This window comes from Shewanella sp. SM101 (assembly GCF_025654465.1).
Classification (GTDB): Bacteria; Pseudomonadota; Gammaproteobacteria; order Enterobacterales; family Shewanellaceae; genus Shewanella; species Shewanella oncorhynchi.
On record NZ_JAKKRH010000024.1, the window covers coordinates 25,018 to 45,319 of the forward strand.

Annotated in this window: 15 protein-coding genes; 9 read left to right on the forward strand and 6 right to left on the reverse strand. The window is 45.6% G+C overall.

Annotated features, from left to right (window positions below):
• Positions 1 to 88 precede the first annotated feature (88 nt).
• On the reverse strand, positions 89 to 979 hold the full coding sequence (locus L5M38_RS14200) for a GGDEF domain-containing protein (RefSeq protein ID WP_105249714.1): 891 nt from the start codon (positions 977 to 979) through the stop codon (positions 89 to 91).
• A gap of 170 nt (positions 980 to 1,149) precedes the next feature.
• Here L5M38_RS14200 and L5M38_RS14205 point away from each other — a divergent pair, with 170 nt between their 5' ends.
• Complete coding sequence (locus L5M38_RS14205; RefSeq protein WP_263165830.1) at positions 1,150 to 3,096, forward strand: monovalent cation:proton antiporter family protein; 1,947 nt, start codon at positions 1,150 to 1,152, stop codon at positions 3,094 to 3,096.
• A 110-nt stretch (positions 3,097 to 3,206) separates the two neighbouring features.
• On the opposite strand, the gene L5M38_RS14210 is transcribed toward L5M38_RS14205, so the two are convergent.
• Complete coding sequence (locus L5M38_RS14210) at positions 3,207 to 3,416, reverse strand: cold-shock protein (protein ID WP_006080998.1); 210 nt, start codon at positions 3,414 to 3,416, stop codon at positions 3,207 to 3,209.
• 566 nt (positions 3,417 to 3,982) lie between these two features.
• On the opposite strand from L5M38_RS14210, the gene L5M38_RS14215 reads away from it, so the two are divergent.
• From L5M38_RS14215 to L5M38_RS14250, 8 genes are all read left to right on the forward strand, one after another.
• Positions 3,983 to 5,857 (forward strand): DUF885 domain-containing protein, encoded by a 1,875-nt coding sequence (locus tag L5M38_RS14215; protein WP_263165831.1) that lies wholly within the window; start codon positions 3,983 to 3,985, stop codon positions 5,855 to 5,857.
• A gap of 262 nt (positions 5,858 to 6,119) precedes the next feature.
• Positions 6,120 to 9,341 (forward strand): DEAD/DEAH box helicase, encoded by a 3,222-nt coding sequence (locus L5M38_RS14220; RefSeq protein ID WP_263165833.1) that lies wholly within the window; start codon positions 6,120 to 6,122, stop codon positions 9,339 to 9,341.
• 49 nt (positions 9,342 to 9,390) lie between these two features.
• Positions 9,391 to 10,155 (forward strand): phosphatase, encoded by a 765-nt coding sequence (locus L5M38_RS14225; RefSeq protein WP_263179489.1) that lies wholly within the window; start codon positions 9,391 to 9,393, stop codon positions 10,153 to 10,155.
• 6 nt (positions 10,156 to 10,161) lie between these two features.
• Positions 10,162 to 11,271 (forward strand): dTDP-4-dehydrorhamnose reductase, encoded by a 1,110-nt coding sequence (rfbD, locus tag L5M38_RS14230; RefSeq protein WP_263179490.1) that lies wholly within the window; start codon positions 10,162 to 10,164, stop codon positions 11,269 to 11,271.
• Positions 11,272 to 11,627: 356 nt separating this feature from the next.
• Complete coding sequence (cysQ, locus tag L5M38_RS14235) at positions 11,628 to 12,434, forward strand: 3'(2'),5'-bisphosphate nucleotidase CysQ (RefSeq protein WP_263179491.1); 807 nt, start codon at positions 11,628 to 11,630, stop codon at positions 12,432 to 12,434.
• A 61-nt stretch (positions 12,435 to 12,495) separates the two neighbouring features.
• Positions 12,496 to 13,413 carry a fructokinase gene (mak, locus tag L5M38_RS14240; RefSeq protein ID WP_263165840.1) on the forward strand — a complete coding sequence of 306 codons (918 nt, stop codon included), beginning with the start codon at positions 12,496 to 12,498 and terminating at the stop codon, positions 13,411 to 13,413.
• A 218-nt stretch (positions 13,414 to 13,631) separates the two neighbouring features.
• Complete coding sequence (locus L5M38_RS14245) at positions 13,632 to 14,333, forward strand: YdcF family protein (protein WP_263166099.1); 702 nt, start codon at positions 13,632 to 13,634, stop codon at positions 14,331 to 14,333.
• A 57-nt stretch (positions 14,334 to 14,390) separates the two neighbouring features.
• The gene (locus L5M38_RS14250; protein ID WP_131523788.1) at positions 14,391 to 15,074 is read left to right on the forward strand and encodes a DUF2982 domain-containing protein; all 684 of its coding nucleotides are present in this window, start codon (positions 14,391 to 14,393) and stop codon (positions 15,072 to 15,074) included.
• A 107-nt stretch (positions 15,075 to 15,181) separates the two neighbouring features.
• Here L5M38_RS14250 and L5M38_RS14255 read toward each other — a convergent pair whose 3' ends face one another.
• The 4 genes from L5M38_RS14255 to napF form a co-directional block, all read right to left on the reverse strand.
• Positions 15,182 to 17,479 (reverse strand): OmcA/MtrC family decaheme c-type cytochrome, encoded by a 2,298-nt coding sequence (locus L5M38_RS14255; RefSeq protein WP_263179493.1) that lies wholly within the window; start codon positions 17,477 to 17,479, stop codon positions 15,182 to 15,184.
• Positions 17,480 to 17,947: 468 nt separating this feature from the next.
• On the reverse strand, positions 17,948 to 18,922 hold the full coding sequence (locus L5M38_RS14260; protein WP_263179495.1) for a LysR family transcriptional regulator: 975 nt from the start codon (positions 18,920 to 18,922) through the stop codon (positions 17,948 to 17,950).
• Between the two features lie 312 nt (positions 18,923 to 19,234).
• Positions 19,235 to 19,684 (reverse strand): polymer-forming cytoskeletal protein, encoded by a 450-nt coding sequence (locus tag L5M38_RS14265; protein WP_263179496.1) that lies wholly within the window; start codon positions 19,682 to 19,684, stop codon positions 19,235 to 19,237.
• A 111-nt stretch (positions 19,685 to 19,795) separates the two neighbouring features.
• Positions 19,796 to 20,278: a ferredoxin-type protein NapF gene (gene napF, locus L5M38_RS14270; RefSeq protein WP_263179497.1), complete on the reverse strand. Its 483-nt coding sequence runs from the start codon at positions 20,276 to 20,278 to the stop codon at positions 19,796 to 19,798.
• Positions 20,279 to 20,302: the final 24 nt, after the last annotated feature.

The following is a 20,302-nucleotide window of genomic DNA, read 5'->3' on the forward strand; positions in this document are numbered from 1 at the left end:
GGAACGCAGCGCGTCAGTTTGATTTAGACCTTTATGGGGTACGCGCTGCGAGTGAGTTATCGCATTTCATTTGGCATCCCTGCGCGTGTTAAACTAATTGATTTTGGCTGAGTTTATAGCAGTTACGTCCGGCGGCTTTGGCTTGATAAAGCGCCTTATCGGCAAGTTCATAAAGTTGTTCGGCTTCAATGGTATCGTGTGATTCTGCCGCCCCTAAACTACAGCTCACCCCAAATTGATTGAAACTACTGTGCTGATTGATTACCGAGACAATCCGTTCACATAACAAGCCAGCCGCATGAATATTGCCTTGGACAATAATGACGAATTCATCACCACCAATCCGGAAGGCTTGATCTGTGTTGCGTATGGTTGCACGAATGATGTCACCAAATTCCTTCAGAATATAGTCACCACATTTATGGCCGAATTTATCATTAAGTTGTTTAAAGTTATCAAGATCGAGAACTATGAGAGCGACTGCTCCTTGTTTTCGATGGGCTCTGGCGGTCGCATTACTGAGACTCTGACTGTAATAATGGCGATTGCCTAAGCCAGTGAGCGAGTCAAACATAGCTTGCATCGACATTTCTTGATATTGCAACGCATTTAATAAAGGTTGCAATAACAGCGGTTCAATATCCTGTAAGTTTGAGGTTTGTGATGGCGTAAATGGCGTCACCAGTTGGTACTGAATCGTTAATGGCATTCCTGCACACATGAGCTGTCGTTTGACGCTGATACCATAACGTTTGCCCCAGCTGAATTTGTGCTCGCCATAGGTTAAGCGCACGCCTTGGATCGGCAAGTGTTGTCCCAGCACTTTGCCATAGCAGGCAAAGACTGTCCTAGGATCTAAACTGGCATGCAGTTGTTGGATCACTTGTATCAAGTCCAATGGATTATCATTGGGACTATAATGTTCTGTTTGATAGCGATATTCGTCGGGATACAGCTCGGTCGCTAGGCCAAAGTCCATAATCATCACTCCAGCAAATGTTAGTGCGATACATCTCTAACCTAGTCTAAGCAAATACCGTGCCGCAATATTTGTTAATAAAATTTGTCTTTGTTAGTCATTCAGTTAAGCTTAAAACTCAGCGTTAGATTTTTTGACACGTCAGCATTTTGACAGGAGTCATAGCCCCAATGGAACATAGCTTTTTAATCCAAGTATTACTTATGCTCGTGATTGCCATTGTGGCCATTGCTGTGCTGCGTCGTTTGGGCCTACCCGCAATTCTGGCTTATTTACTCACAGGGGTTGTGAGTGGCCCGAGTGGTTTTCATTGGTTTACCCAGCATCAAATGCAATCTGTCGCCGAGCTTGGCGTTGTGCTGCTGATGTTTACCTTAGGCTTAGAGTTCTCTGTGCCGCGGCTGTGGGCCATGCGCCGCACTGTATTTGGCTTAGGCAGTGCGCAGATGGTGATCACAACCTTGTTGACCATGGGCGTGGCCCTATTGTGCGGCTTGAATTGGGTTGAAGCCTTGGTTATCGGTGCTGCCATCGCGTTGTCATCTACTGCTATTGTCCTTAAATTACTCAATGAACAGGGATGGCTGAGGCGCCGCCACGGTGAACTCTCCGTCAGCGTGCTTTTGTTCCAAGATTTAGCGGTTGTGCCGTTGTTGATCCTATTGCCATTACTGGCCAATGGCGGCGAACCTTTGATGGTCGCGGACATCGCCTTTGCCTTGCTTAAAGGCATATTGGCTTTTTTCCTCTTAATGGCGTTTGGTAAGTGGGCGTTGCCGCGGATATTTGATGAGGTTGCGCGTTCTCGCTCCAATGAGCTGTTTGTATTATCGACCTTAGTCGTTGCGCTTGTCACAGGGGCTTTTACTCAGTGGCTAGGATTATCTATGGCGCTGGGGGCATTTATGGCGGGTATGCTGCTGGGAGAAAGCCAGTACCGCCGCCAACTTGAGGCGGATATACGACCGTTTCGCGATCTATTGATGGGACTGTTTTTCATCTCCATTGGCATGATGCTGGACTTTACCTTAGTGATGCGTTTCTGGTGGCAGATACTGCTGATCTTAGTGGCGGTTGTGCTAGGTAAGGCGCTGATCATTCATGGCATTTTAAGATTAGTAGGCGAGCCCTTTCGAATTGCGATGAGTACGGCTATGAGCTTAGCTCAAGTGGGGGAGTTCAGTTTTGTGGTATTGGCTTTAGCGGTCAACTATCAACTTTTAAATAATGAGATCAGTACCATATTAGTCATGGTCGCCGTGCTTTCCATGGCAATAGCTCCTTGGTTAGTTCGTCATAGTGTGGATATTGCTAAGTGGGCGCTGGGGATCCGTCAGGCAAAGCATGTGGATGAAGCTGTGCCATTGATGATGGATGATCATGAGCTGGTGATGATTTTTGGTTACGGCCGAGTAGGACAAACCATTGCCCGTTTTTTAAAAACTGAAGCTGTACCTTATCTGGTATTGGATCTCGATCCAACGCGCGTCACTGAAGCGCGTCGTGCGGGCGAACCTATTTATTTCGGTGATGTGTGTAAACGGGCAATTTTAAAACAAATGGGCGTTAAACAGGCCAAGATGATCGTTATCACTTTTTGTGAGTCACGTAGTTTAGAAGAAGTCTTACCTTTATGTAAGTTATTGGCACCAGAGGCTAAAATTTTAGTTAGAACCAAAGACGACAGCGATCTAGACTTGCTTAAAAAGGCGGGAGCTAATCAAGTGATCCCTGAGTCTTTAGAGGGGAGCTTGATGTTAGTATCGCAGGTACTACACCAATGTGGTGTGCCATTGGCACGGATCCTAAAACGGCTAGAATCTGAGCGGCGCAATCATTATCAATTTTTACACGGCTTCTTTTCCGGTACAGAAACTGATTTTACTTTAGAGTCATTGCATGCGGTGGCATTACCGCGTGGGGCCGATGCGATTGGTAAAACTGTTGCCGATATCATGTGGGAAACATTGAAAGTAGAGTTAAGGGCGATTCGTCGCAATGGCGCTGAAGTGGAACATCCTGAGCAGGACTGGGTTTTTCGTGCAGGGGATATCTTACTGATAGTGGGTAAACCACGGCGACTTGAGAAAGCTGAGGCTAAGCTCCTACATGGCTAAAGGCCTGAGGTTCACTCTTTTGAGATGGATGAAAATGCAGATATAAAAATGCCGACATAGTGTCGGCATTTTTGTCTGGAACTTGTTAACTTAAATTAGACAAAGTCTAATTACAGAATAACTACGTTCGCAGCTTGAGGACCTTTTTGGCCTTGTTCGATGTCAAAAGAAACCTTTTGACCTTCAGCAAGAGTTTTAAAGCCTTCTGAAACGATTGCGCGGAAATGAACGAATGCGTCAGCGCCACCATTGTCAGGAGAAATAAAACCAAAACCTTTATCTTCGTTAAACCATTTAACTACACCAGTAGTTTTAGACATGAATGTCTCCAAAATTTTCAAACAAATAATTCGCAATTATGCGGTATGTTAGCCAGAAATAGAATTATTTACATTGATGATAAGTTATGAGTGGAAAGCTTCATGACAGCAAAAAAATATTACAGGCGTAGCGAAGGTTTTCAAATACATAATATTGCTTATAAATAGGTCTGAATCACAGGCCGGAGTGCAGATTAACATACTCTAGGGGTTTGTATAGTTTTATTTTTAAATGCCTCTCATATTGAAACTGCTTTTTTGCGACTCATTGAGTGCGCAAATTAGATATAACTATTAATATTCAACTATTTAGATTTTATTTTTGATTGTTATCTAGTGTGAAAGTTTTTTTATGTTTGCCATGACTGACCTGCGATTAACCTTTCAATCCGTTCCATTAGGTTTAAATACGGCTTATATGCTTAGGTAAGGATTCTGTCATGATTCGTTACGTTATTGAATTGTTGCTTATTTGTGGTTAATGGTATTCTCGTCATCCAATAAAAACGTGCTTGAGCTATGGATTCAGGGCGATAACTTTAGATTGAATATAATAAGAATGGAGAATGACGTTGAAAACAGTACTAAAACGGATTGGACTCGGCAGCTTAGTCTTAGTGCTGTTATTAGTGGCGCTGGCAGCCCATGAATGGTTTGCGAAAAAACCGTTTTTCTTTCGCGCATTTCTAGATCGAAGTGTGGTCAAGATGGCTTTCGAAAGCCCTGAGACCTTAACCTCATTGGGTTTCTTAGAATCGGTAGGGATTACAGGCCATAACGCCGAGTTGGATGATAATAGTCCAGAGGCGATGGATAAGACTTTCGCGCAAGTGCGAGATCTGCGTGAAACCTTATTGAGCTATTCCGATGCGGATTTAGGTGAAAATCAACGTATCTCCAAGGATATTGCCCTATATCTTGCCGATTTCGCATTGGTCTCTGAGCCCTATCGTTACCATAACTATCCGCTGAATCAGTTGTTTGGCGTGCAAAACGGGTATCCAAGCTTTATGCAGGCGCAGCACCAAGTGCATTCTGTGGGCGATGCTGAAAACTATCTGTCGCGTTTACAAAAAGTGAAACTTAAGTTTGCGCAAACTCTCGAAGGCTTAAAAATTCGTGAGGCTAAGGGGATTATCCCGCCAAAGTTTGTGATTGAGCGTGTTCTGACCGAGATGAATGAGTTTGTCGCGACGCCGATTCAAGACAATATTCTCTACAGTTCCTTCAAAACTAAATTGGTTGACACGGATATCAGTGCCGATGAGCAAGCACGGTTATTGGCAGCGGTGGAAGCGGACATTAAAGGTTACGTGCATCCAGCGTATCAATTATTTATCGACTACCTTACCCAGCTACAAGCCAAAGCTGGGACGGATGATGGTTATTGGGCGCTGCCAAATGGCAACCTTGCCTATGAGCAACTGCTGAAGTTCTTCACGACCACTAATTACACTGCGGACGAAATCCATGCCAAAGGGCTCGCTGAGGTAGATCGCATTCAAAATGAAATCATGACTATCTTAGCCGCTGAAGGTTACGATATAAGCCAAGGTTTCTCGGTCGCGATTGAAGCATTAGCCGCCGATCCTAAGTTTTACTACAAGGATAGCGATGCGGGTAGGGCGCAAATCCTCGTCGATTATCAAGCGATTCTTGATGAAGTGAATGCGGGACTCGGTGATGCCTTCCGTATTCGACCCGAAGCAGGCATGGAAGTGGTGCGCATTCCTGAATTTAAAGAGAAAACGGCACCGGGTGCCTATTATCAGCAGCCCGCGATTGACGGTAGTCGTCCAGGGCGTTTCTATGCCAATTTATATGACATCAAGGCTACGCCTAAATACGGTATGCGCACTTTAGCCTACCACGAGGGGATCCCTGGGCATCATTTCCAAATTGCGGTGGCGATGGAGTTAGAAGGTATGCCACTTATTCGTAAGATGGCGCCTTTTACGGCGTACATTGAAGGTTGGGCTTTATATAGCGAACGTTTGGCTTGGGAGCTCGGTTTTCAAAAGGATCCCTTTGATAATATCGGTCGTCTGCAGGCAGAGTTGTTCCGCGCTGTGCGTCTAGTGGTAGATACAGGTATTCATCATAGCCGTTGGACTCGCGAGCAAGCGATTGACTATATGAAGAAAAATACTGGCATGTCCGATCGTGATGTCACGGCAGAGATTGAGCGTTATATCGTTATGCCAGGCCAAGCGACGGCCTATAAAGTCGGCATGATGAAAATTCTCGAACTGCGCGAAAAAGCCAAGTTGGCCTTAGGTGATAAGTTCGATCTCAGGGATTTCCACGATGTAGTTCTGAAGAATGGTGCAGTTCCTTTGGATATCTTAGAAACATTAGTCGATCGCTACATTGCTGATAAAAAAAGTGCTGATACAAAAAAGGCTGAGGCCAAAGCCACTGACGCTAAAGCGAAAGTTTAGCATTTGGTTGTAACAGTTAACGCTCAGTAATTGATAATAAAATATTACTTATCAATGGCTTTGCTCTGGGTGAGACCCGTTCCCTGTCTGCGGATAAGTTTGTTATTTTATCCTGCGGGCATGGTGGGGCTGTCTATCGTGGCTATCATTCTGGCTTTCGGCCAAGGCTTTCAATACAATCCCACACAACTTATTGATAAATGTCGCGCGGCAATGGCTTGCTATTGCTCGGAGTTGATATTTTTAGTTTCAAGGTTTTTACATGAATCGCTTGTCCCCCCAAGATCCTATCCAATTGACTCGAACCACTATTGAGTCATTATTCACGCCGCCAACCTTAATGCGTGCCCGTGATTATGTGATGAAGGGACGGGTGTTGAGCGCCAAAGCGAACGCCGATTTTCGTCATATTGAAGGTCGTGTCATGGGGACGGAATCCCAGCCCTATCGGCAGGATATTCGCCTTGTCAGCATGAACCATAAGTTGATCATGAATGGCTTCTGTTCATGTCCCGCCACTGGGCATTGCAAACATATTGCTGCCGTACTTTACAGTTTACTGAGTGATAGAACCGTTGAAGATCAACGTATTGCTCAGTGGTTACATCTGCTAGACGAAAGTGATGATCTCACGGTTTCAAATGTTGATTTACTCTACGACGATCGCGTGCTGTACGTGTTATCTAAAGATGATAACGGTGTGTTTCTTGAGCTAAGAAAAGGCAAGTTGGCGAAGAATGGTGGCTATAACAAAGGCTCGAAAATCGCTTTGTCTGACGTGCAATATTATATGCCCGCTTGGATTGGCGCAGAAGACGTGCTCATCATCAATCTCATCATGTCAACCCGTCGCCATGGTGCCTCGCGTCTGTATCTTAAAGCTCAGTTAGGTGCCATGGCACTGGAAAAAATGCTCGTCACTGGGCGGTGTTTTTGGGAGGAGAGCCGTTTACCGCTCACCCGAGGTGAAGCGAGCAAGCCTGAATTCATTTGGCTAGATAAGGATGCCGAGCATAAACAAATGCAGTTAATGCTGCCCAATAAGGACAATTGGGAGCTGATCCCCTGTGAGCCACCGACTTATATCGATTTAGATTATTTTAAAGTGGGCGCATTAGACACAGAGATCAGTGTTGAAAAACTCTTGTTACTCAGTCAGATGCCGCCAGTGCCTAGCTCTCAGATTGAACTGGTGAGCCACAAACTGATTAAGCATTTTTCGGCGAAAACGGTACCTACGCCTGCTTTGATTGATTTTGTCGAGCTGCAAGTGCCGCTTCAAGTTAGGTTGACCTTAACCTCGCAGGATTTACCTGAGTTTGCTATGGCGCAGCCATTAGTGCTGCTGGAATTTGTCTATCAAGATGTGGTGCTCGGCGGCCAATATCCCGACGAGCCCTTGTCCTTAGTCACCCATCAAGGCAAAACCTATCAAGTCGCGCGTCAACTCGATGCGGAAATGGATGCGATTAATCGTCTGATGGCATTGGAACTGGTGGAGCTGGCGCCTTCTTTTATCCCTAACAGTGGCAGGTATGTCAGTATTTGGGGGTTAGGTTCACTGCCTGAAACGATTGATGCTTGGTTGCACTTTATTCAACAGGAAATCCCGGCGCTAGAGGCTTTAGGTTACCAAGTGCATTTTGCCGACAATTTCAGCTTAAATGTCATTGAGACTCCGCTGGCGATTGAGCTGGATGATACGCAAGAGGGGTGGTTTTCTCTGTCACTGAATGCTGACATCGATGGTCAAATAGTGCCTATGCTGCCCTTAATTGCCACTTGGCTTAAGCAGTACGGTGAGCCCGCCGATGATGCAGAACTGTTGTTACCCAGCCCAAATGGTGATTGGTTAAAAGTCAAAGCCAGCGTGATTAAGCCGCTGATCAGCATTATTTTAGAACTATTCGATAGCCACAAAGGCAATAGCGTGTCTTTGCCTAAATACCGTGCCCACCTATTAAATGATTTTGCCGACAGTGATATTCGTCTGCTTAATGGTGAACGAGTGCGCAGTTTAGCGACTAAGCTCGAAAATTTTAACGGTGTGTTAGAGGTCGCAGTCCCAGACAACTTAAATGCTGAGTTACGTCAGTATCAACAGCAAGGGTTGAATTGGCTCTGTTTCTTAAAGGAATATCAGCTTGGCGGTATTTTGGCCGATGATATGGGGCTGGGTAAAACCATTCAAACCTTGGCTTTTTTACTTAAGCAGCAAGAACTAAAATCCACGGTGGCAAGTTGTTCACCGAGTTTAATTATTTGCCCAACGAGCTTGGTGGGCAATTGGGCGAAAGAAGCCGCGAAATTTGCGCCATCGTTAAAGCTTGTCGTGATTCATGGCGCCTTGCGTAAGCCTTTGCTCGAACGCTTAAATGAGTTTGATATTGTGGTGACGACCTATCCGCTGATCGTGCGCGACAGTGACTATTATCAACGGCAGGTGTTTGAACATATCGTGCTCGATGAAGCACAGCAGATAAAAAATGCGCAGGCGAAAGTGACTCAAGTGATTAAAGATCTTAAAGCGCCGTTTAGATTGTGCCTGTCGGGTACGCCGCTTGAAAATCATTTGGGTGAACTTAAGTCTTTGATGGATTTTTGTTTGCCCGGACTACTCGGCACGAATGTTTTTTTTAACAAATCCTTTAGGCACAAAATTGAACGTTATGGCGATATGGAGCAAGCGCAAATCTTGAGTCAACGGATTGCGCCTTTTGTGCTGCGTCGAACCAAAGATGAAGTGGTCGGTGAATTACCCCCTAAAACCGAAATCTCCCAGAGCTTAGAGTTAGAAAAAGATCAGCGAAATCTCTACGAGAGTATTCGACTGGTGATGGAGAAAAAACTGCGGGATTTATTTGCCACTCAAGGCGTTGGTAGCAGTCATATTGAGTTTCTCGATGCCTTACTTAAGCTACGCCAAGCCTGCTGTGATCCGCGTTTGGTGAAGTTAGAGCAAGCGCAGAAAGTGAAGAATAATGCTAAGTTAGATTGGCTGAAACAGAACTTACCAGAAATGGTGCAAGAGGGGCGTAAGATATTGATTTTCAGCCAGTTCACTAGCATGCTCAGCTTGATTGAAGCTGAGCTGGTGGACTTGGGGCTCGATTACAGTAAGCTCACAGGACAAACTCGCCTACGCCAAGCGCAGATAGATAAGTTCCAAGAGGGCGATACGCCTGTGTTCTTAATCAGCTTAAAAGCGGGCGGAACTGGGCTTAATCTCACCGCGGCGGATACTGTGATCCACTATGATCCCTGGTGGAATCCGGCGGCGGAAAAACAGGCTACGGATAGAGCCCATCGCATCGGCCAAGATAAGCCAGTGTTTGTCTATAAGCTGATTGCAGAAGGTACAGTAGAAGAAAAAATCCAAGAAATGCAGCAGCATAAGCAAAGTCTGGCGGACAGTATTCTCGAAGGTAAAGGCAAGGGCACATGGCAAGGAAGCGCCGATGAACTGTTATCGCTCTTTAGCTAAATCGTGGCCAGTTTTCTAAATTGATTGAATCATTTGACTGAGGTGAACCATGCAGTACCAAGTCGACACTCATACTCATACTGTGGCTTCGAGCCATGCTTATAGCACGATTCATGACTACTTAGCGGTGGCAAAGCAGAAGGGGATTCGCCTATTTGCTACCACAGATCATGGGCCTGCGATGGCCGATGCGCCGCATTTTTGGCACTTTGTGAATTTAAGAGTTTTGCCGCGTATGGTTGATGGCGTCGGGATTTTGCGGGGTATCGAAGCCAATATCAAAAATATCGACGGCGAGATTGATTTCTTTGGTGATTATTTAAAGCAGCTCGATATTGTGCTCGCAGGATTTCATGAGCCCGTCTATCCTCCGTCAGATAAAGCGACTCACACAGAGGCCATGATTAATGCGATTAAGAGCGGCAAGGTTGATATTATTACTCATCCGGGAAACCCAGCCTATCCAATTGATATTGAAGCCGTTGCCCGCGCCGCTGCCGAATACGGTGTGGCGCTCGAAATTAACAATTCCTCCTTTGAAGTGTCCCGTAAGGGCAGCGAAGCCAATTGCACTGCGATTGCCAAAGCGGCCAAGGAATTTGGCACGATTTTAGTTATGGGCTCTGATTCTCACGTGGCTTTTAGCTTAGGCGGTTTTGCGCGGGCGCAAGCGATTATCGATGAAGTGGCTTATCCGCCATCACGATTACTCAATAGTAGTCCTTCAGCACTCTTAGCCTTTTTAGCCGCCCGTGGCCATGAAACCGTTGCTGATTTGATCCCCTTATTCAGTGACGATGAGCCATGCTGTTGATTAGTGATGAAAATAGTGGCAACTAAAGTGACGCCACTTCAATGCGGGGCGGCGAGTGCCACAGATGCTAACATTCCTCAAGTGGTGTTAATCACTGGCGCTAAGAGTCAGCTCGCTCAGGCCTTGCTGAGAGTCGCTGCCGATATTGGCGAGCTAGCCCTAAATAGCAGCACAAGTACAAACTCAGTCGCACCAATTAAGCTTTATGCGCTAAGTCGCAGTCAGTTAGACATTACCGATGCCGCCAATATTGCCGCCGTATTTGATCAATATCGACCAAGCTGGGTGATCAATTGTGCGGCCTATAATGCGGTCGACGCAGCTGAGCATGATGCAATCGAAGCTAATCGCGTGAATGCACTCGGCCCTGAGTTATTGGCGCAGCAATGTTGGCTGTCGGGGGCGGGCTTACTGCATGTGTCGAGCGATTATGTGTTTGGTGGTCATGCTGTTCGTGATGTTAGAGAAACTGGCGTTGAGCAGTATCAAAATCCAGACTCAGCTTCAAATCATTTACCAAGGCCATTTGTTGAAATTGATGCTCCCGAGCCGTTGTCTGCTTACGGTACGAGTAAGTTGCTCGGCGAGCAGAAGGTATTGGCGGTTCTGGGCGAGGATGCAACGATTGTGCGTACCTCATGGCTCTACGGTCAAGATGGGCATAATTTTGTCCAAACCATGCTGAACTTGATGCGCACTCAACCAAGCTTGGAGGTGATAGTCGATCAAATCGGCTGTCCGACGTGGAGTGATGCACTCGCTAAGGTGATTTGGCAATTAGTCATGCAACAGTGCTCGGGCGTATTTCATTACAGCGCCCAAGGCCAATGCAGTTGTTATGAATTTGCCTGTGAAATCCAGCGACAAGCCCTAGCGCTCAATCTGTTAAGTCAACCTGTGGTTATCCAGCCGATTACCAGCGCTCACTATGCTAAACAAGCATTAAATCGCGGCGTGAGTTTGGCAAAAAGACCGAGTTATAGCGTGTTGAATAGTGCCAAAGTGCAGTCCACTTTGGCTGTCAATACCTTACTGACCATGCCTGATAACGTCGTATGGCAAGATTGGCGTCAGCAACTGAATTGCATGTTGCGACGCTATTATGACGACAATTAACGTGACTCACATTTGGGGTTAGGCAGCTTTAATCAGGCGTTAAGCGTTTACATCATCGTAGTGATTAACGCTTTCGAAAACAATAAGCCCGCCAATAATCAGATTTAAGCGACGGCTTTAGACTATCAATATGAAACATAGGCTGTGAATACGAATGCAGCTGGACTTAAGCCTCTTCTCAGCGCCAATGGCTTGCCTTAGTATCGTAATCACTTTGTTTATCTGTGGTTTTGTGCACCGCGGTTTAAGCTGCGAGTCTTAGTCTATTTTGCTTGATGTATGATGAATTTGTTCTAAATTCCCCTTGGATGACAATGGCATAATGCCAAGATATTTTACGCATTAAGGAAGTTTCAGTGACAGACAAGACGACAATAGCGCAGACATTAACCAAACAAGATCTACTGCAAGTGGTCGCGATTGCCAAAGCCGCAGGCGATGCCATTATGACGGTTTATGGTCAAGATGACTTTTCGGTGAGCCATAAGGGGGACGATAGCCCTGTGACGGCCGCCGATTTAGCCGCGCACCACGTGATAGTGGCGGCATTGGCAAAGCAGTTTGTCGGTATTCCTATTATGTCTGAGGAAGCGGCGGATATCGCGTGGGACGTGCGTCGTCAATGGCAAACCTATTGGTTGATTGATCCTTTAGATGGCACTAAGGAATTTATTAAACGCAATGGCGAGTTTACCGTCAATATTGCGCTTATCCATCAAGGGGTTGCTATCGCAGGTGTAGTATATGCGCCTGTGCTCGATACGTATTATTACGGCGCTAAACATTTAGGTGCGTGGCGCCAACAAGCGGGTCAAGAGAGTCCCTTATTGGGCGCCAACACGCCACGCGAAATGCCGATGATTGTCGGCAGTCGCTCGCACTTGAGCCCTGACTTAGCGCAATATTTACAACAGTTTGGTGAGCATGACATCTTAAGCGTGGGTAGCTCGCTTAAGTTTTGTATGTTGGCAGAAGGCAGTGCCGATCTGTACCCCAGACTGGGTCCTACCAGTGAGTGGGATACCGCAGCGGCGCAAGCTGTGCTCGAAAGTGCAGGCGGCACAGTTGTCTGTTATGACTCAGGTGAACCATTAACTTATAATCAAAAACCTGACATTTTAAATCCTTACTTTATTGCCACAGCTCCTGGCTGGGTAAAATAACGATTGCCTAGAATCAATCTCACTTGATGAAAGGGCAAGCTAAACACTGGAGTAGTAATTCATGATGCGCATGGGCGTCGATTTAGGCGGAACAAAAATAGAATTAGTCGCACTGAGTGATGAGGGCAATGAGCTATTTCGCAAGCGTGTGACGACGCCACGTGACTATCAGGGCACGCTTGCTGCGGTGGTTGATTTAGTTAAGGAAGCGGAAGCGACTCTTGGCGAAAAAGGCACTGTCGGCGTGGGTATTCCAGGTGTGGTATCGCCCTATTCAGGTTTAGTCAAAAATGCTAACTCGACGTGGATCAATGGTCAGCCCCTCGATGTACATTTAGGGGAATTGTTGCAGCGTGAAGTGCGGGTTGCCAATGATGCAAACTGTTTTGCGGTATCAGAGGCGGTCGATGGGGCAGCCGCTGGCGCTTCTGTGGTGTTTGGCGTGATTATTGGTACTGGCTGCGGCGCGGGTGTGGCAATTAACGGCAAAGTTCACGGTGGTGGTAATGGTATCGGCGGTGAATGGGGTCATAATCCTTTGCCTTGGATGACTAAGGAAGAGTTCAATACCACCCGTTGCTTCTGTGGTAATCCCGATTGTATCGAGACCTTTATCTCTGGCACTGGCTTTGTGCGTGATTATAATGCGGCTTTGACGACGGCGGGTACAGTGCGTGCTCCTGCCAAATCAGGTGCCGATATTATGTTGTTAGTCGATGGAGGTGACGCCATTGCGGTTGCTGCGTTTGATCGTTATATGGATAGACTCTCACGTTCACTCGCCCATGTAATCAATATGCTCGATCCCGATGCCATAGTGTTGGGCGGCGGAATGTCGAATGTCGCGGCGATTTACCCAAGATTACCGGCATTGCTGGCCCATTATGTGGTGGGGCGTGAGTGTCATACGCCTGTTGTGCAGAATCTATACGGTTGTTCATCGGGAGTGCGCGGTGCCGCTTGGTTGTGGGAAAAGTGATCCATTATTGAGGATATAAACTCCACCAGTGAACTCATTACGCTATGAAATCAACGTCTAGTGATATCAGAGTCTTGTAAACAATAGCCCAGTAAAACGCTGGGCTAGTTTTATGTGCGATGTGTTCCCCCCGTATTTTGATGCTATGATTGCGCTCCTTTGGATTGCTTGGCATGGACATCATGTTTTGGGTTAAGAAAGTTGTTTCACAGGGGATGATGCCGATTCCCTTTATCCTATTGTTATTACTGATTTCTTTTCTAGTATGGCGCCGTCGCAGTATGGCGAAATACTTAGTATCCTGCGCTTTTTTTCTCTTACTGTTTTTAAGCAGTCAACTGAGTGTGAATACCTTAGTGCGGCCGTTAGAATCAGCTTACCCGATTAATTCCACGCCCATCGCAGGCGCTTGTTTTGTGATGGTATTAGGTTCAGGGCATGCTGATATAGTAGGAGCGACTGCGGTGCAATCCTTATCAGACGTCGCCCTTACAAGGTTAACTGAAGGAATTCGGCAACTTAAGTTGGGTCAAGAGTGTATGTTGATTGTCAGTGGCTGGGGCGGTGAACTCACTCAATTTTCCCATGCTGAAATGATGGCTAAAGCCGCGGTAGAGCTAGGTGTTGATAAAAGCCGAATTATTCAATTTCCACTGGCGCGCGATACGATAGAAGAAGCGCAATACTTAAAGTGGGAGTTAGGGGAGGAGCCCTTTCGCTTAGTCACATCGGCCACTCATATGCCAAGGGCGATGGCTATTTTCGCCGCTAAAGGCTTACACCCCGATGCTGCCCCAACGGATTTTATTGGCCGAGATGATTTTTGGTGGCGGTTAACTGCCGATAATTTAGTGGCTTCTCAACGGGCGATTCACGAATACATTGGCCGTTTGTGGTTATGGATAAAGGCCGTAAGTTAAAGGTGTGGTTTGCCAAGTTCAGTCTAAAGATAGTGAGTTTTAACAGGAAGATGAACAATGACAATTGAGTCAGAAATAGTATCTGTGCGTCCTTTATCGAAACGAAATGGGTTAACCTTAACTTGGCTGGGAGGCTTAAGTCTGGTGCTGGGTTTGGGACTGTTTCTGACGTGGCCGGCCTTGTTTGCTGTTGGTTTGATGTTTTTTAGTTTGGGCGCTATTTCACTCATTCTCGGTTTAGCCAAGGTGTATGAGCCGGAAACGACTCTAGCACTAGATGACAAGGGGCTGACCTATTTTCATCGCCGCGGCAAAGTGTCTATCGATTGGGATAATATTCAGCGGGTCGATATTCCGCGGGTGACTAATGGTTTAGATACTATAGAGTTATCTTATTTAGGCATTAAACTGAAACATTTAAATCCCATTCTCGATAATATTTCCCTGCGTCTAGCAACAGGATTATTAACTGAACAGCGACCTTTGCTGGTGACAGCCGCCTCTCAAGATGCAGACTTAGCGACTTTAGAAACTTATCTCGGCGCTGAGTTTGGCCCTTTAGTGATAGAAGGGGATCGTTATCGTGGTGTATTGGCTATGTTTGGGCATCGCTGCGTGATGTTAGATACGCGTTTAGGGTATCACTTGTATATTCCCCATGACAGTTTAGATAGGGAACCTAAGGACTTTATTAAGTTACTTAGACAACGTATTGCACAATGTAGCCGCTCAGCTGGTTAAATCTACAATCTCAATTGAAGATCATCAGCAATAAAAAAGGGGACCCTAGGGTCCCCAATGAGTTGCAGAGATTAAAGTTTGGGTTGTGCAGGGGCAACCCAAAGGTACTAGTGTGCTACCTCTGCGTGTACCTTATCTACACCGTAGGTTTTACCTTCAGCATGACAAGTTGCGCAAGATTCTACTGGTAAGTTAGGATCTGTCATTGCGTCAGCTTCAACCACAGCACCGTTGCTTCTAAAGTGAGCGACAGCCGCTGCATCAGAGTGAGCGTGACAGCTACGGCATGATTCAGCTACTGGGCTAATGTAGTTGCTACCCACTTTGATTGAACGTTTCTCAGAGGCTAAACCACCGTCAGCCGCAAACAGTTTTGCATCATCTTTGTGACATGCAGAACATGCAGTTTCTGGTGACGGATAACCGACTAATTCACCATTGGCATCGCGGAAGATCCCTGCGATAACATCAAAGTTACCACTGTGGAAACGGTGGGCGACGGTGAATAAGTCTTTGTTATTGAAAGTGACTTCTGGATTAATGACTTTGCTACCGTCTTCACCTTTAGAAACCACTGTTTTATGGCCTGATGCACCTGTTGTATCGTTGTGACAGTTCATACATTGATCAAAAGTGTAAGTTCCGTGTCTGGTGCCCTTGATATAATCTAAGGTGCCGTGACAGGCGTTACATTTTGCTTCTTCTACGGTAATTCGAGCAGGATCTGTCATTCGAGCTTTAACTACTGCAGAAGCATCTAAGCTATAGAATTTAACAGGAGCAGTGTTACCAATTGGATTTGTTGGGCCAAATTCAAGTCCTGTGGCATTACAGCTACTCACTTTACCTGCTTTGATACAGACGTTGGCTTCTGAACTGACGTAGATAGTACCTACAGCTTGGGCATCGGGAATATCTTTTACAAAGGTTAATACACCATCTGCCAGCGTACCATTTTCAAGCTTAAGAGCGATTGCTGTTGGTTTGACATCTCTCCAAGCATAAACAGTACCATCAGTAGTTACGTTACCCAGTAATAAGCCGTTAGCCACAAACATACCAGTAGGGTTAGTTGTCGCGTTATACACTTTTAAATCGGTTCCATTAGGAATTGCAGCGCCATTCATGGTCACATTGGCTTTTAATGTCAATGTTTTCATTCCAGGTGCTGCTGAAGTCACTACTGCCGCACTGGTAAAGTCAACTTTGAATAGGCTTGCATACTCAGCGCGTTTACCGACACTGTGTACAGCTTCAGGTGTTAAGCTACCGCTGCCATGGCAAGATTTACATTGAGTATCATCAGCTTGGGCTAAACCAAATTCTGAATGGTTTTCGCCAGTGGTGAAGTTCACATTGATATGACAACCCACACAAGCTTGTGCATAAATATTGGTGTTATAACTTGGTGCACCATCATGACAAGATTTACATTCTTTCAAATCAGATGGGAAACCAACTTCACCGAAATATTCTTTTGCTTCGCCACTTAAGCTGTCACTGATGTGATGACCTGCGTGGATCCTGTGGATCATGGGGGCAAAATCAAATACCCAACCTTCAGCCAGTTGTGCGTCACTTGGAACGAGATCAGGGTTATGGCAAGTTACGCAGTTTTTAACATCTTGGTAGTTATGATGGGCTTCAATCTTCGCGATATGGCCGTCTACCTCACCGTGACAGTTTTTACATGCCGCACTAGATACTGTGTCTTTACCCGATACACCTAATTCATCTGTTGCAGGGATAAAATCAACGGGTACAGACAAAATCTTGTCAGATAGGACGACACCTGTACTATCGGCGATGTTGTAAGCACGTAAAAAGACTCTGTGTACTGCGTTTGGATTATCATTTGGATTAATGATTGGCGCTGCGCCACCATAAGTCCAAGTTGCTGTGTAAGTGCCTGGCGTCGCTGTATCTTCGGTTAAAGTACAAGCGTTTTTAGTTCCGTTCAGGCCGTTTAGAGTACAAGTTAACGAAGTGCCAGCGGCATTTGCCGTGGCATTATTTTGCCACTCAATCGGCGCGCCAGTACCTGAGGTGTTTTCATTTGCTGTTAAAGAATAAATTGCAATTTTATCCAGTCCTTTGAATGGGACTACTTTGCCTGCATTTTTACCCGTAACAGTAAATTTAACACTGAAGCCTTCACTGCTGGTCACTTTAATGTCTGCAGGACTTAAAGTGAATGCCAGATCTGTAATGGATTGGGCTGTCGTTGCGAAGGAACCCGCAGGGGCTCCGGGTGTACCTGGTGTTCCGGGAGTGCCTGGTGTTCCGGGTGTACCTGGTGTGCCAGGTGCCCCATCTTGACCATCGCTTCCGTCCCCGCAGGCGGTAAGACTTAAGGTACTGACGAGAGCCAGTGCCAGTAGAGATTTATTGTAGTTTTTCATCATCGCGTCCCTTTTTCTATCTATAAGACTGCGTGTGCAGTGCCTCTAATATAGGAGGATTCATCTACTTATAAAGTGGTATTTGCAAATTTGTATCTGATATGTGAACGATGATTTAACACCTGCGAATGGTAATTCTAAACTTTGCATTTTGATATTTTAAATAGTGAAATTAAGCTGCTAGCCTATGATGTGTATCACAATTTCAATCTTTAAACTTAGGTCGAAATGATGAATTCATTTTCGGTTAAGCAAAATGAACGATGTTAAGAGAGCCTGAATCTTAAGTCGTTATCTTAAGGTTTTGAGCACAAAAGCAATGGGATAAGAGAGCGAGCATAGGGGGACGATATGGCATTTTAAAGTGATTGAATTGTGCCTTGGATAAATAGAAGCCATAGCCCAGTAAACCCACTTAACATCCATGACGTAAGCTAGGTTGATGAACTTAGTGTGTAATCTATTTTTGTATTAGTGTGCTGGTTCGAGTGCGGCAAGTAAGGAGCGCACGACGAGATCACACTGGCTTTGGCTGTAACGCCGATGAACTGCAGGTTTCTCAATCAGATAATAATGTGGCGCCATCATCGTTTCGTGGAGTTTATTAAGCTCTGTGTCGCTAAGGCGCTCGAGATGTAATCCGGGCATATGTTTAACTGTGTGCATATCAATGCTAGAACAAAAAGCCACACTCTTCATGGTTAATAGATGGGCATACCATTCCTCCCTGTCTATCACTTTCTCTACGGTAGGCAGTAAGATACCTTGGCGCTGGCAAAATAATTCTAAGGGATCGATTTTACTGTTAAAGCCCTTGAGTTCTTGAAATAGAAACGGATGGCGACAAATTTGCTCTAAGGTAATATTCGTCTCAACGTCCCAAAGCGGATGTTGCTTGGCTGCAACGATATAAATGCCATTGATTGAGCCAAGTTTGGTATAACTTAATTCTTTATTTTCAGCACTTTCAAACGTAATCCCAAAATCAAGTGCACCTGCGTGGATCAACTCAGCGCTATTTTCCTGCCATTTATGTAAGCGTATTTGTCCTAGCTTTTGGGCAAGTTCAGGAGTGCTTAACTGAGGTGCTAAAAAGCTTAGCAGGCCATTACAAGCAGCGATATGCAGCGGTAAGTCGGTATTGATGGCCGCATTTTGTATCTGGATTGCAGATTGTTCGAGGTGATAAACCGATTCAGTAAACTGGCAAATAGCAACGTAGAGACTTTCTGCTAATGGCGTCGGTTTAAGCCCCTGTTGACGACGATAAAATAGTTCATCGTTAAAGGTTAGGCGTAATGCATTGAGGCAGCGGCTTATTTTGGGGGCAGAAACATCTAGCGCTTTGGCCGCACTATTTGCGTGCCCAGTGTCGAAAATACTTTTAAATACAAGCAAGGTAAAAACATCGAGTTCACAGATCTGTTTTAGTAATAAGTTGCTCATTTTGTATTTTGCCCTGTATGAGTCTTAAATGTTTTTGCGGCGCTATTAGGGGAGTTCTGTGTCCTTGCGATAACCCGAACCACCGCGATCAAATATCATGGATACTAACTGCCAATATTAACATTCAGCATGCGGATTAACTGTGATCCCTCTCGGCAAAATAACAATTATTTAACTATTGTAAAGAGAGGGGGGAGTTAGATGAGTAGACGCTATGTTTAACATCGAGCGATAAGGAATGATTGAGCTAAAAGAGTGAGTCAAAGTCTGCTCACCTAAGGCGGCGAGCAAACGATAGTGATGCATTTCGGATTAACGAGATTCTATGACGTCGTTTTGCACGGACGGTAAGTTGAGTGGATCTGCTGTTGGGGTATGGCCTATTGCATGGGAATAAATGGTTGGTGCATCTTCTTTAATCCGCATCCCGATAAATTGGCCACCCTCAAGGATTTGCATTGAGGTACTTGCCACTTCGCCGTCGACAACACCATTACGTTGGATCACTAAACGCTCACAAATGAGTCTGCCTTTGAAGTGTCCATCGACGATAAATTCATGGCACTTTACTCCACCTTGAATTATACCGCCTTGTTCTATGGTGATATTGGCCTCAGAAAGCAGCTGACCTTGGATATCACCGCCAACAAGCACGTCGCCTGTTAATTCGATATTTCCCGTGAGTTTAGTGCCTCGAGCAATAAAGCTAAAAGAGGTACTTTTTTTAGGCGGGAAAAACAGTTTTTTTACAAACATCATCATAAATTAACTTAATTCGAGAAGGGATTAACTGAGTTCAACAGAGGCGCGATACTAGCTTAAAATCCATGAGAAGCACAGCTCTGCATGTGTTAATGCAATTACAGTGTTCTATCAAGTTGGTCGTTTTATCTCAATGGCTTTGCTAGGGCAAGGAGCTACGCAGGCACCGCATCCAGTACAAAGATCAAGGTCTATTTTGGGGCTCGGAGCATGACCAATACTGAGCACAAAACTGATGGCTCTTGGTTCGCAGGCATCCTTACAACTTTGGCACCAGATCCCTTGAAAGGTTAAGCAGCTTTCTTGGATATGGGCTTGGTATTGCCAAGGTGCTTGAGTCAAATCGAAAATATTTTCAGGGCAAGCCTTAGCACACAGGGTACAAAATGTGCACTCATTGTCCTTAAAGGTGACTTCAGGAAATCCGCCATCACCTTTGATGATAATGTGAGTTTCACAAACCTCAAGACAGGCGGAACAACGAGTACACACATCGGTGAACTCGATATCATCACGCACCCAAGGCGGCCTTATCGCATTATCTTTACGCCGGCGAAAGAGGCTGCGACGGCTGTGATTAATACTTTGAGTCATGTTGCTCCTCGGGTGGTTAATGCT

What these genes read in the sequence shown, in the direction of transcription:
- L5M38_RS14215 (WP_263165831.1), top strand. Translation starts at nt 3,983, where the DNA reads ATGACGTTGAAAACAGTACTAAAACGGATTGGACTCGGCAGCTTAGTC.
- napF (WP_263179497.1), bottom strand. Translation starts at nt 20,278, where the DNA reads ATGACTCAAAGTATTAATCACAGCCGTCGCAGCCTCTTTCGCCGGCGT.
- rfbD (WP_263179490.1), top strand. Translation starts at nt 10,162, where the DNA reads ATGAAAATAGTGGCAACTAAAGTGACGCCACTTCAATGCGGGGCGGCG.
- L5M38_RS14260 (WP_263179495.1), bottom strand. Translation starts at nt 18,922, where the DNA reads ATGAGCAACTTATTACTAAAACAGATCTGTGAACTCGATGTTTTTACC.
- L5M38_RS14245 (WP_263166099.1), top strand. Translation starts at nt 13,632, where the DNA reads ATGCCGATTCCCTTTATCCTATTGTTATTACTGATTTCTTTTCTAGTA.
- L5M38_RS14225 (WP_263179489.1), top strand. Translation starts at nt 9,391, where the DNA reads ATGCAGTACCAAGTCGACACTCATACTCATACTGTGGCTTCGAGCCAT.
- L5M38_RS14265 (WP_263179496.1), bottom strand. Translation starts at nt 19,684, where the DNA reads ATGATGATGTTTGTAAAAAAACTGTTTTTCCCGCCTAAAAAAAGTACC.
- L5M38_RS14250 (WP_131523788.1), top strand. Translation starts at nt 14,391, where the DNA reads ATGACAATTGAGTCAGAAATAGTATCTGTGCGTCCTTTATCGAAACGA.
- mak (WP_263165840.1), top strand. Translation starts at nt 12,496, where the DNA reads ATGATGCGCATGGGCGTCGATTTAGGCGGAACAAAAATAGAATTAGTC.
- L5M38_RS14210 (WP_006080998.1), bottom strand. Translation starts at nt 3,416, where the DNA reads ATGTCTAAAACTACTGGTGTAGTTAAATGGTTTAACGAAGATAAAGGT.
- L5M38_RS14255 (WP_263179493.1), bottom strand. Translation starts at nt 17,479, where the DNA reads ATGATGAAAAACTACAATAAATCTCTACTGGCACTGGCTCTCGTCAGT.
- L5M38_RS14205 (WP_263165830.1), top strand. Translation starts at nt 1,150, where the DNA reads ATGGAACATAGCTTTTTAATCCAAGTATTACTTATGCTCGTGATTGCC.
- L5M38_RS14220 (WP_263165833.1), top strand. Translation starts at nt 6,120, where the DNA reads ATGAATCGCTTGTCCCCCCAAGATCCTATCCAATTGACTCGAACCACT.
- L5M38_RS14200 (WP_105249714.1), bottom strand. Translation starts at nt 979, where the DNA reads ATGGACTTTGGCCTAGCGACCGAGCTGTATCCCGACGAATATCGCTAT.